10 protein-coding genes and 1 pseudogene are annotated in these 11,387 nt (G+C 64.6%); 5 read left to right on the top strand and 6 right to left on the bottom strand.

All coding sequences use genetic code 11. The annotated features are described in order from the left end of the window. On the bottom strand, positions 1-678 hold a 678-nt coding region (locus AC1P6P_RS16400), incomplete at its 3' end, for a DNA gyrase subunit A (RefSeq protein WP_481403523.1). Positions 679-1,113: 435 nt separating this feature from the next. On the opposite strand from AC1P6P_RS16400, the gene AC1P6P_RS16395 reads away from it, so the two are divergent. Both AC1P6P_RS16395 and AC1P6P_RS16390 read left to right on the top strand, forming a co-directional pair. Then, positions 1,114-1,500, top strand: a complete 387-nt coding sequence (locus AC1P6P_RS16395) for a bactofilin family protein (protein ID WP_481403522.1) — start codon at positions 1,114-1,116, stop codon at positions 1,498-1,500. Further along, positions 1,497-2,018: a bactofilin family protein gene (locus tag AC1P6P_RS16390; RefSeq protein ID WP_481403521.1), complete on the top strand. Its 522-nt coding sequence runs from the start codon at positions 1,497-1,499 to the stop codon at positions 2,016-2,018. Before AC1P6P_RS16395 ends, AC1P6P_RS16390 begins: the two co-directional genes overlap by 4 nt. A 182-nt stretch (positions 2,019-2,200) precedes the next feature. Here AC1P6P_RS16390 and ssb read toward each other — a convergent pair whose 3' ends face one another. Next, a complete protein-coding gene (ssb, locus tag AC1P6P_RS16385) occupies positions 2,201-2,668 on the bottom strand; it encodes a single-stranded DNA-binding protein (protein ID WP_481403520.1) in 468 nt (155 codons plus the stop codon). 202 nt (positions 2,669-2,870) lie between these two features. On the opposite strand from ssb, the gene AC1P6P_RS16380 reads away from it, so the two are divergent. After that, positions 2,871-3,500, top strand: a complete 630-nt coding sequence (locus AC1P6P_RS16380) for an ATP-binding protein (protein WP_481403519.1) — start codon at positions 2,871-2,873, stop codon at positions 3,498-3,500. A gap of 18 nt (positions 3,501-3,518) precedes the next feature. Here AC1P6P_RS16380 and AC1P6P_RS16375 read toward each other — a convergent pair whose 3' ends face one another. Both AC1P6P_RS16375 and AC1P6P_RS16370 read right to left on the bottom strand, forming a co-directional pair. Then, positions 3,519-4,781: a hypothetical protein gene (locus AC1P6P_RS16375; protein ID WP_481403518.1), complete on the bottom strand. Its 1,263-nt coding sequence runs from the start codon at positions 4,779-4,781 to the stop codon at positions 3,519-3,521. Between the two features lie 230 nt (positions 4,782-5,011). After that, entirely contained in the window at positions 5,012-6,427 is a 1,416-nt protein-coding gene (locus tag AC1P6P_RS16370) for a DUF4403 family protein (RefSeq protein ID WP_481403517.1), read from the bottom strand. Between the two features lie 264 nt (positions 6,428-6,691). On the opposite strand from AC1P6P_RS16370, the gene AC1P6P_RS16365 reads away from it, so the two are divergent. After that, positions 6,692-7,903 (top strand): hypothetical protein, encoded by a 1,212-nt coding sequence (locus AC1P6P_RS16365; protein ID WP_481403516.1) that lies wholly within the window; start codon positions 6,692-6,694, stop codon positions 7,901-7,903. A gap of 48 nt (positions 7,904-7,951) precedes the next feature. On the opposite strand, the gene AC1P6P_RS16360 is transcribed toward AC1P6P_RS16365, so the two are convergent. Next, on the bottom strand, positions 7,952-10,108 hold the full coding sequence (locus AC1P6P_RS16360) for an acyltransferase family protein (protein ID WP_481403515.1): 2,157 nt from the start codon (positions 10,106-10,108) through the stop codon (positions 7,952-7,954). 34 nt (positions 10,109-10,142) lie between these two features. Next, entirely contained in the window at positions 10,143-10,757 is a 615-nt protein-coding gene (locus tag AC1P6P_RS16355) for a hypothetical protein (protein ID WP_481403514.1), read from the bottom strand. Between the two features lie 188 nt (positions 10,758-10,945). On the opposite strand from AC1P6P_RS16355, the pseudogene AC1P6P_RS16350 reads away from it, so the two are divergent. Then, a pseudogene (locus AC1P6P_RS16350) lies at positions 10,946-11,387 on the top strand (excinuclease ABC subunit UvrA); the annotation flags it as partial.

The following is an 11,387-nucleotide window of genomic DNA, read 5'->3' as shown; positions in this document are numbered from 1 at the left end:
GTCCGGTCCCTTCACGTACTGCGTGAGCGCGTCCGAGGTCAGCGACGGATCGTCGATCAGCGCCACGGTCGCATCGACCACCTCGCGCAGAGTGTGCGGGGGGATATTGGTCGCCATGCCGACCGCGATGCCCGTGCCGCCGTTGACGAGCAGGTTCGGGATCTTGGCCGGAAGCACGCGCGGCTCCTGAAGGCTGTCGTCGTAGTTCGGGCCGAAGTCGACGGTCTCCTTATCGAGATCGTTCAAAAGCTCGTCGGTGATCCGAGCCATGCGGATTTCGGTGTAACGCATGGCCGCCGGCGCGTCGCCGTCGACCGAACCGAAGTTGCCTTGCCCGTCGACCAGCGGCACGCGCATGGAAAAGTCCTGCGCCATGCGCACCAGGGCGTCGTAGATCGACTGGTCGCCGTGGGGATGGTACTTGCCCATCACGTCGCCGACGATGAGGGCCGACTTGCGATAGGGCTTGTTCCAGTCGCGGCCGTTCTCATGCATCGAGAACAGGATGCGCCGGTGCACGGGCTTCAGGCCATCGCGGGCGTCCGGCAGGGCGCGACTGACGATCACGCTCATGGCGTAGTCGAGATAGCTGCGCTTCAGCTCGTCTTCGATTGCGGTCGGGTTCACGCTGGAGCCCGAAGACGGCGGCGTGGGAATCGGCGTGTCGCTCAAAGCTATTCCTTCGAAGGCACTTTTTCGGCGACGCACAGGGCCCCGCCCGCCGACCCCGCGCCACCCGGTCCGAGGGCGTCCAATCGGCCTTCGTTCCTAGCATTTTGGGGAGCGATTCTGCCAGCGAAAGATGCGGCCGCCACCCGTCCCGCAAGGTACTGATAAAACATGTAAATTTGGCATCAAACCGGTCCCCTCCGGACCTGGAAACCGACGCCCTTGCGCGCCTTGCTCCCGCCCTGATTCTCGCGCTCCGGAGCGGGCTGCGTAAATGCCTCAAAACGGCTTCGCCGGCGGGCCGCCACCGGCCTGGTTGATACGCGTCACATACGGCGCCCGGCACCATTTCCCCGTGATCAATCAGGGTGCCAATGGATGCGCGCTTGCGGTGCGGCGAAGATACGGTCTTAATTGGACCGGGGGTTGAACAGGAAAGGCTTCATGTTCGCCCAGACACGCAGCGATACCGACGATCAGCCGCCATCGCATGTGGGGCGGGCGCTGAAGGTGACCGGCGTCCTCGACATGGACGGCGATCTTTACGTTCACGGTGCGGTATCGGGGCGGATCAATGCCGTCCGCGTGATCCTGACGCCGGAATCCAATGTCGATGGCGACGTCGTCGCGCATGAAGTTCATGTCGAGGGCCGCTTTTCCGGCCGCATCTTCGCGCTCAACGTGACGGTGGAAAGTTCCGCGAATGTCACGGGACGGATTTTCCATAACACCGTATCGGTGGCGCGCGGGGCCCGGGTCGACGGCAGAATGCCTTGGCGGCCGCCCAGCTATTTCGAGACCCTCACCCAACTACCGGAGACACGGCCATGAGCAATATGTTCACCCGCAATGAAAAGGGCCCGGAGCCGCAGCCGACCAATGCGCCCAAGCCGCCGGAGCCCCAGCACAGCGCCCCCGCGCCGCAGCCCGCACCCGAGCCGGTGCGCCGGCCGATGGCCTCGGCCAGCCCGGTGCCGAGCACGCCCGGCCATCAGCGCGGCGTCTCGGTGATCAGCCGGGCGCTGAAGATCACCGGCCAGCTCGAAAGCTCGGAAGACATCCAGATCGAGGGTCAGGTCGAAGGCGATGTCCGCGCCCTGATGGTCCGCGTCGGCGCCGGCGCCAAGGTGCACGGCACGGTCTCGGGCGAAGAGGTGGAATTGTCGGGCACCGTCGACGGCAAGATCGAGGCGAAGAAGGTGGTGCTGACCAGCTCGGCCCACATGTCCGGCGACGTCATCCACCAGGACATTTCGATCCAGTCCGGCGCCTATATCGCGGGCCACCTCAAGCCCGAATACGGCAAAGGCGAAAGCAACGTCCAGCCGCTGAAGGCGAAGGCGGAATAACGCATCCGATTGTCATCCCGGCCAAGCGCCGCATCCGAGATGGCGTAGAGCTGTCGCGATGATGGAGCGGCGCGCAGAGCCGGGACCCACGTGGTCTCCCGGCAGATTTTGGAGTGGGTCCCGGGTCGCGCCATAGCGCCAGACGGATAGACCGACCTCGGCGCGCCCGGGATGATAGGGCCTTAGAACGGAATCTCGTCGTCCAGTTCGGAGCGGTCGAAGCTCTGCGGGGCGTCGCCGCCGCCGCTGCTGACACGGCCCTGGCTGGCGCCGCCGCTGTAGGAGCCGGCACCCTCGCCGCGGGAATCGAGCAGCACCAGTTCACCGCGGAACCGGTTGAGCACGACTTCGGTGGAATATTTCTCCTGGCCGTCCTTGTCGGTCCACTTGCGGGTGACGAGCTGGCCTTCGAGATAAACCTTGGAGCCCTTGCGCAGGTATTGCTCGGCGACTTTGGCGAGGTTCTCGTTGAAGATCACGACGCGATGCCACTCGGTCTTTTCCTTGCGCTCGCCCGAGGTCTTGTCCCGCCACGATTCCGATGTCGCAACCGACAGGTTCACGATCGGTTCACCCGACGTCATCCGCCGCACTTCGGGATCGCGCCCGAGGTTGCCGACCAAAATTACCTTATTCACGCTGCCTGCCATGGTTACTTCCTTTCCGGACGTGCGGGAGAGACCCTAGCGCGTATCATGCGGTTCCGCTTGTGGGAACCTTGCGTCAGTTCTTATTATGTTCTTGTGTGCGCCGTCAATCCCCAACTTCGTTTCGATAACGAAAGCCCAGAACGCCGCGCGGCAATCGCCGCCGCGCCCGGATCACGCTACGGTAGCCGGCAGCGAGGACGTGATGGGTCTGGAACAGGTACAGCTTCGGCCTGGAATGTACATCGGCGACACCGCCGACGGCACCGGGCTCGACAATATGGTCGCTGCGCTGGTGGCGAACGCGCTGGCCGAGGCGCCGGTCTGCGATCGCGTGGCGGTTGCGTTGCACGATGGCGATGTGGTCAGCGTCATCGACAACGGCGCCGGACTGCCGGTGGAGACCGATCCCGAATGGGAGGTGCCGCTGGCCGAACTCCTGGTCACCCAGTTCACCGCCTCGGCCCGCTACGACGCGGCGCGCCGGCGTTCGGACGCGCTGCCGGGCGTTGGATTGCCGGTGGTCAACGCGCTGTCGGAGGAGTTCGCAGTGCGGATCTGGCGCGGCAGCCTGGAATACGCGATGCGCTTCTATCTCGGCGATTTCGTCCATCGCCTGCAATGCACCGGCGCCGCCGGCAATGCGAAGGGCCTGCCCCGCCGCGGCACCGAGATCGCCTTCATCCCGAGCCCGCGCTTCTTCCCCACCACCGCCTACGATTTCGACCGCCTGGAACAGAGCCTGCGCGCGTTCGAACAGGTCCACTGCGGCGTCACCATCACCCTCACCGACCACCGCAACTTCGCCGAACGCGAAGCGACGATTGCGGCGTGATCGCGCCAGCCGGCCCGGTCAGAGCATCCGTTCCTTGATTTTCTCCAGGCGCTTCGCGCCCATGCCGTTTTCGAACTCCTGGGCGATTTTGTCGTAATAGCCGAGAGCGCCGAAGGTCTGCCATTCGTCTTCGAAGCCCTGGTCGATGATGTCCTGCATGCCGAAAGACAGGCCGCCGCTGCGGCTGATGGTTCCGATCCGCCAAATCCCCGTCGTGACGATTCCGAGGATCAAAGTGTAGTGAATCAGATGCTGCCACAGCGGCGCTGCCGGCAGGCAGAATGGCAGAGCAGCGGCAAACACGACGATCATCACCCCCGCCAGGATGCGGGAGGTCAAATTGCCGACACGGTCGGTGACGAGTTCCAGTAGGCGCAGCCGTTCGAACTGGAACTGCCAGAATTGCTCCATGCTTTCGATGCGCTTTCCTTCCCACATTGCGATCTTGAAGAGATCGCGCGCCACCGCCGGCCAATCGTGCTTCTTGACCAGTTCGGAATTGTCTTCCGAACTCTTGATCACGTTGAGCAGGTTCGTGAACCGCAGGCTGACGGTGGCATTGAAGCCGGTCATCGAGGCCCGCAGGTTGGCGCAGCTCGTCTGGTTCGCCTCCTTGAAATGGTCGGTGGTGTTGGTGAGCCGCCACACCAGAATCAGTTGGGTGATGGACCAGACCGCCGTAATGATGGCGATTGCCGCCACGAGCCAGAAAATCCAAGCCAGCAGCATGACGACCGCCGAACTGGTGGTGATGAGGCCCGCCAGGTTGCCACACGCGGCATAGCCGAAATGCAGCCACGCTCCGGCGACGACGGCGATCGCGGAACCGCCGACGAACTGGATGAACCGCTTGCGAAAAATATGGAGCAACTGGTTGGAGCGAATGACCAGGTGGAAGGCCTTGATCAGCGCCCGCGTTTTGCGGTCTTCGGGAAATTTGCGTTCGATATCCTCTTCGGCGAGGTCGGAATGGGTCTGCGGCCGGTGAAACAAATCCCGGAAGGTGCGGTCCAGGCGCCGCGAAAAGCGGAAGAATTCGATGCGGAATTTGAAATACTGGTCCGACAGCTTCTTCATTTCCTCGCGCTGTGATGCGGCACTGTCTTCGAACAGGGCCTGATCGACAACCAGGGCATCCGAGGCCGAGTGGATATCGGCGGCGGCCTTGAGGTGGGAATAACGCCCGCCGTGCTTTTCGATGTACTGCTTGATCAGTTCGTCACGCGCCACGATGCAGTCCGGCTCGACCGCATTGTTCGATGCCGCCTTGGTCTTGGCCATTTTACTTACCCCCAACGCCCTACCGGAACATCGTTGTGGCGGATGTTCCTTCCGCAAACATCTGGGGAGGATACAGGAGCGTCACAAAAGTGGTAGCCCCATGCGGCTGCTACCACCGGCCCCACAAACGACTGCGACTAGTATTCAGACACAGATGCCAGAGCGTTGAACGGCCTGCCCCGCTGCGGCACCGAGATCATCTCGAGAAAAAGCAGAGGGAGGAAAGATCCTCACATATGCAGTTCGGCCTTGATGCTGCCTTCGGCCGACAGCATGGCGACGAAGCCGTCGCGGCTCCAGCTCAGCGACACCGGGCCGTAATTCTGCACCTGGCCTGAGACGGTCACGATGCTGCCTTGCGGTCGGGCCAGCGCGGCGGAGACTTGGCCCTGCGCCGCCTTGATCTGATCGCCGACCTTGAACTGCAGCGCCTTCTCCATCGCCTTGCCAAGATCGTCACCGGCCAGCCCGCGCATCACGCTCAGCATCCAGTTCTGAGTCAGCACGTCGTAGCGCACATGGGTGATGCGGATGGTCTGGGTGGCGGCATCGAACTCGGGCACGCCGCGCAAATAGCCCGAGCCGCAGCCGGTCATCGCTTCGGTCGGGTCCCATTTCTCGGCGATGCAGAAGCTGGCGGCGATCACGACATCCTGGCCCGAGGGAATGAAGTCGAGCTTGGTGATGGTGATGGTGTGCGTGCCGGCGCGCGGCGGATTCTTCTTCATCGCCTCGAGCGCCATCCGCGCCGCCTCGCCATAGGGCAGCACCACCGGCACGCTGACGGCGAAATGATTGGCGGGCCCATTGACCGGGGCCGGCGGCGGCAGCAGTGTCGGGTGAACTTGCGGAGTATCGTCGGAGGCGACCAGCCGCGCCCGGACATCGACGCCGAGACCCATCGTCAGCGCATTGCCGACGACCGCCGGCATACCGACGCGGATGCGTTCGGGCTGCAGCACCAGCCAGGTGGTCGGCTTGGTGTTGAGGCGGATCGGCGCGAACACGCCGGCCCACAGCTTGGCGACCGGCTCGCGCACCACCACGGCGGTGCCGACTTCCTTGTCGAGCACGGACAGCAGCGGCTTCGACAGCAGTTCCGGATTGAGGTTCCACAGGGTGGTGAAATCGGTATTGAGGGCGCCAAGCTTGACGCGGCCGTTGCCGAACTGGACCGAGCCGCCGGTGTTGGGCTTGACCTGCCAGTCGGGGCCGAATCCCAGGGCGCTGACCGCATTGAGCTGGCCGTTGGCGGTAACACCGGTGTGGACCATCGACAGCGGCGCCGGCAGCGCCAGATCGGCATCAAGCGCGAACGGCACCCCGAGCACCAGGGCGCTGCCACGATTGGTGACGGTGATCGGGCCGGTCCGCAGCGCCGATAGCGTGGTGACGCAATCGCCGATGCCGCAGCGGATTTTCTGATTCTTGAGGTCGGCGAAACGCTGCGGCGTCTTCTCGTTGACGAGGCGCTGCAAATCGCTGAGCGGCACGGTGAGTGTGGCGGCAACGGTGGAAACCGGCGGCGGCGGCGAGCCCGGCGGAGGCGTCAGCGCCGGCGGCGGCGCGCTCGTTTCGGAAACCCCACCGCACCCGGCCAGCAGCATCGCGCTGCAAAACACAACCGCTTTCTTGACCGACTTCATCACGCAACGCCTGAAAATGCCCGCGGAACTTAGTCGCCACGTCTCGCCCGGGCCCACCCGCACATCGTCGCGCCCAAATGAAATCGCCGACACCTTGGCGCCCGCCCCGGCGAGCAACCAATACGCGTATGACACATTCACAACGGATGACAGGATTCTGATTGCCTGGGTGATTCTGTATGCCTCGGACCCGGGGGCGGGTTTGTGCCTGCAAAACCCGGGGTGTAGATTAACCGTCCGCACGCGATCGGGGCGGGGGGATAGATGAAACGCACCGCCGCCGTCCTGGCTGGGCTATTGCTGTTTACGCCGCGCGTAGCGGCGCAGTCCCAGCTTGACCGCTATGTCGGCTATTACGAGTTGGCCCCGCGTCTGGTCGCAACGGTGATGCGCGAGGGCGATCATCTGGTCATCCGCCTCACCCACCAGCCCAAAATCGAGCTGGTGGCCGAAGCCGATGGCAGCTTTTCGCTCAAGGGCATTGCGGCACGGCTGCAGTTCACGACCGACCCCGACAACCTCATCAACGGACTGGTGATCGATCAGAACGGCCGCGAAGCGCCGGCGCCGCGCATCGACGCCGCCACCGCCGAGAAGCTTGAGGCGCCGCCGGCCGAGCACAACTGGCCGATGCTGAACGGCACCGCGGTGCAGGTCCTGACCAACACCGGCACCGATTACTGGCCGACGGTCTCGCCCGACGGCAAGACGATCGTCTTTGCGCGGACGACCGACCAGAAGCATTGGGAGTTGTACCGGGTCGGGATCGAGGGCGGCACCGCCGTTCCGCTCGCCCGCTCACCACTGCCGGTTTCGGCAACGCGCCCGCGCTGGTCGGCGGCGGCCGATCTCATCGCCTTCACCGCCACCACGGCCGAAGGGCTCGATCAGGTCTGGACCATCAAGCCCAACGGTACCGCCGCGCACATCATTTATGGCGACGGGGTTGCGCTGCACCTGTTCTTTCCCGATTGGAGCCCGGACGGCCAGTCGCTGATCATGCTGGATTCGCAGCAGCAGGCGATCGAGCGCGCCAATCTCGCCAGCGGCCAGATCGAGCAGTTGACCAACCCCGCCGTCATCCTGCCGGGCATGGCGAGCCAGTCTCCCGACGGACGCCAGATCGTGCTGGCGGCGCAAAAGGCCGGCGGCGCCTACAACCAGACCAACACGCTGTGGCTCATCGCCGGCGGAACGCTGCGCCAGATCGAGCGCCAGCCGCTATCGGCCGGGGCGCCGACGTGGTCGCCCGACGGGCGCTGGATCGCCTTCGAGTCCGACCGCGGCAGTGCCGATGGACGCTTCGCGCTGTTCCTGATCCACCCCGACGGCAGCGGTCTGGTGCAGGTCACCGATTATCTCTTCAACGCCAACCATCCGGTCTTCACCCGCACCATGCGCCATCTCGTGGCCACCGTCGGCACCGGCGACAACACCCGCATCGCCATCATCGAACTGCCGGAGCTGCCGAAGTAGCGGCACCCGCTCCGCGTCGTCGCGCGCCTTCAGAACAATGGCCTCACGTCACCCTACCCCGCCGAACAGCGGATCGATCGCGTGGGTCAGCAGCGGTTCGAGATTACGGGCACCGTAATCGCTCAAATGGTGTTCGTCGCGATAAAGCGGAATGCCGTTCTTCTTCACCGCACAGCGCCCCGAGGCGCACAGGTATTGGTGCGGGAACACCGCCGATACGCCCTGCTCGGCCGCCGCGGCGCGGAACAGCGGCAGCACGTCTTTTTCGCGGTCGTAGAACTGGCGCGCCGGCGGCGACACGATTTCGTTTTCGCGATGCTCCTGGGCGAGGCGCGCCAAGACTTGCGGCACGGTGAAGCCGATTTCCGGCACCGGCCCGACCAGCAGCACGCGTTTGCCCGCCGCCCTCAGCACCGCAATGGTGCGCCTCAGCCCGCGCGCGAAAATCGCGGCATTCTCCTCAGGCCTTGTCGCGCGCCCGACATCATCGCCGATGGCGACGAAGCCGTGGCCCTCGTTGCCGTAGGCAGTGCCTTCCGCCGCCTTGCCCCAGCGCGCCATCAGGATCACCGTCGAGATCTCGTTGTGCCGGCGCAGCATCGCGAGCACCGCATCGTTGAAGGCGCGGCAGCCGGGCACGTCGTAGCGATTGACGCCGACCAGCGGCGCGCAACTCGGCGAGCCCGCGAACAGGCCGCGGCGGTGACGTGTGTTGGCGATATCGCTGATCGCCGGCAGCAGCGCTTCGGCATGGCTGTCGCCCCACAACACGAACGTCGCCGGCCGGTCATTGACGCCGATGCCGCACAGCCGCGCCACCGAAACATCGGCCGGCGAAATTCCGAAACAGCGCGCCGCAGCCGGACGCGGGGCGGCTTCGAGGGCGGCGATCTTCACCACGTCGGCGTTGAAGCGATGCGGAAAGCCGCCGGTGCGCACCGACTGCACCGCGAACAGGCAGACGCACGCCATCGCCGCGCCGGCCAGCGCGAACAGCGGCCGTCGCGAGATTTTCGTCTTGTTGCGGAACGGCTGTTCGACGAAGCGCCACGACAGCACCGACAACGCCAACGTCGCCGCGGCGCAGCCGAGGATTTCGAGCGGCGTCAGCGCGGTGGTCGCCCATTGTTCGGCCAGCACGATCACCGGCCAATGCCAGAGATAGACCGAATAGGAGATCAGCCCGACGAACACCACCGGCCGCCACGCCAAGGCGCGCGACACCGGATTGTCCGCCCCCGCCGCAATCACCAGCGCCGCCCCGACGCACGGCAGCAGCGCCGCGAACCCGGGGAACGCCCCGCCCCGCGGCAAAAACAAGCCGGCGCCGATGATCATCGCGAGGCCGAGAAGCGACGCGATTGCGTTGGGCCAACCATCTCCAACTTTGTCATCCCCGGCCAACCGACCAGCGCGCGAAAGCGCGAGGGTCGAGAGGGAAAGGGGACCCAGGACTCTCCGGCAAAATGCTGCAATGGAATAGAGCGAAGCGCGTGCCGACCTTTCTGCATCCTGCGGCCGTGAATACCTGGGTCCCCTTCCCTCGCGCTGCCGCGCAGCGCCCGCCGGGGATGACAGTTTGTGAATCGCCAGCCCCGCCCCCAACGCGAATTCCCAGAACCGGTACGGCGCCAGATAGAATGCATCGGTCGGCACCGCCGCGACCGCCCACACCGACGCCGCGAACGAGATCACCGCCAGCGCGCCGAGCGTCACCAATCGCACCGTTGAAGACGCCTTGCGGATCGCGAACAGGATCAGCGGGAAGACGAGATAGAACTGCTCCTCGACCGCCAGCGACCAGGTGTGCAGGAGCGGCTTGGTGGTGGCCGCCGGGTCCCAGTAATCCGCGGTGCCCGCGAAATAGATGTTCGACCAGAACAGCGCCGCCGCGCCCGCGCTTTTGCCGAAGCGTTCGAACGCCGGCGGAAACAGCACCACCGCGGCGACGGCAGCGACCACGCCCATCATCACGAACAGCGCCGGAAAGATGCGCCGCACCCGCCGCTCGTAGAACGACACCAGCGAGAACCGTCCGCCCTGCAGCTCGCGGTCGATGATGCCGCCGATCAGGTACCCGGAAATGACGAAAAAGACGTCGACCCCGACGAACCCTCCGCCGAACACGCCGTAATGGAACAGCATGACCAGAACCACCGCGACCGCGCGCAAGGCATCGATGTCGTCGCGATGGGAGCGAGGCATTGGCAACTCGGCTTGGAGGCGTTACTCAAACGCATCAGTGCGATTTCGGTTCCCGCCGCTGCCACAGCGTTATGAGCTGTGCGGCCAACAACACCGCCAGGGAAACCTCCCACACGTAATAGCCGCTACCGAAATGATCGAGCGGCTGGCCGGGCACATCGAGCGATGGCATGCCGGTGAAGCGGAACGCATCGAGTCCAAACAGAACGCCACCTACCGACAGCAGCGTGGCCGTTTTCGGCGCACGCCCCATCAATGCCAGGATAAGGGCCACCAACGCCAAGAGGTTCGCGTACCAAGCAAAGTCGCTTGAAAAAATGCCGAGCCAACCGACTGCCAGCACTTCGTAGCCGCGATAGACCGTTTGATTGTCCGGATCACGGCAGGCGATCTGCTGGCGCTCGTCGTGCGTGAGCTTGTTGCCCTTGTCGTCTCGAACGTCGCCGTTCGGCGCCAGACTGAGCCGGCTGTCTCGGCCCCAACAGGCCGCATGCCGGGCCAGAAATGACACGGCGTTGGCTTCGGTTACCGCCTCAGGCGGCACGACCGGCGATTGGTTCAAAACAAGGCCCGGCAGAAACATCGAAACGCCGTAAAGCACCAGAAAGAACCCCATCAGACCGTAGGCCGTCCAACTTTGCCACCGCATGCGCGCCCCCCGTGTGCGTCGCGCATTCTACGCGGGACTTGTCGGAAATGTGGCATGGACGGGCGCCATCGTTCCCTATATGTTCACTATTTCGCGAGTCCCCTTGCATAACGGGGTTGCGGCGGGGGCCCTGCCTCTGCTTGGAAAGTGGCTCCAGATAGGTCTGGGCTGTTGGGTCTGAAGGTAGAATGCTGAAGAACATCGTCATTCGCGGTGCGCGCGAGCACAATCTCAAGAACGTCGACGTCGAAATTCCGCGCGACAAGCTGACCGTGCTGACGGGCCTGTCAGGCTCGGGCAAATCCAGCCTCGCGTTCGACACCATCTATGCCGAGGGCCAGCGCCGTTATGTCGAGTCGCTGTCGGCCTATGCGCGCCAGTTCCTCGAGCTGATGCAGAAGCCCGACGTCGATCACATCGAGGGCCTGTCGCCGGCCATCTCCATCGAGCAGAAAACCACCTCGAAGAACCCCCGCTCCACCGTCGGCACGGTCACCGAGCTTTACGACTACATGCGCCTGCTGTGGGCGCGGGTCGGCATCCCCCATTCCCCGGCCACCGGACTGCCCATCGAAAGCCAGACGGTCAGTCAGATGGTGGACCGGGTCGAAAGCCTGGACGAGGGCACCC

This window comes from Rhizomicrobium sp., assembly GCF_056722145.1.
Note: the sequence above shows the minus strand (reverse complement) of the source record. Positions and strands in the feature narration are given on the sequence as shown.

What these genes read in the sequence shown, in the direction of transcription:
- ssb (WP_481403520.1), bottom strand. Translation starts at nt 2,668, where the DNA reads ATGGCAGGCAGCGTGAATAAGGTAATTTTGGTCGGCAACCTCGGGCGC.
- AC1P6P_RS16365 (WP_481403516.1), top strand. Translation starts at nt 6,692, where the DNA reads ATGAAACGCACCGCCGCCGTCCTGGCTGGGCTATTGCTGTTTACGCCG.
- AC1P6P_RS16360 (WP_481403515.1), bottom strand. Translation starts at nt 10,108, where the DNA reads ATGCCTCGCTCCCATCGCGACGACATCGATGCCTTGCGCGCGGTCGCG.
- AC1P6P_RS16370 (WP_481403517.1), bottom strand. Translation starts at nt 6,427, where the DNA reads ATGAAGTCGGTCAAGAAAGCGGTTGTGTTTTGCAGCGCGATGCTGCTG.
- AC1P6P_RS16375 (WP_481403518.1), bottom strand. Translation starts at nt 4,781, where the DNA reads ATGGCCAAGACCAAGGCGGCATCGAACAATGCGGTCGAGCCGGACTGC.
- AC1P6P_RS16390 (WP_481403521.1), top strand. Translation starts at nt 1,497, where the DNA reads ATGAGCAATATGTTCACCCGCAATGAAAAGGGCCCGGAGCCGCAGCCG.
- AC1P6P_RS16395 (WP_481403522.1), top strand. Translation starts at nt 1,114, where the DNA reads ATGTTCGCCCAGACACGCAGCGATACCGACGATCAGCCGCCATCGCAT.
- AC1P6P_RS16380 (WP_481403519.1), top strand. Translation starts at nt 2,871, where the DNA reads ATGGGTCTGGAACAGGTACAGCTTCGGCCTGGAATGTACATCGGCGAC.
- AC1P6P_RS16355 (WP_481403514.1), bottom strand. Translation starts at nt 10,757, where the DNA reads ATGCGGTGGCAAAGTTGGACGGCCTACGGTCTGATGGGGTTCTTTCTG.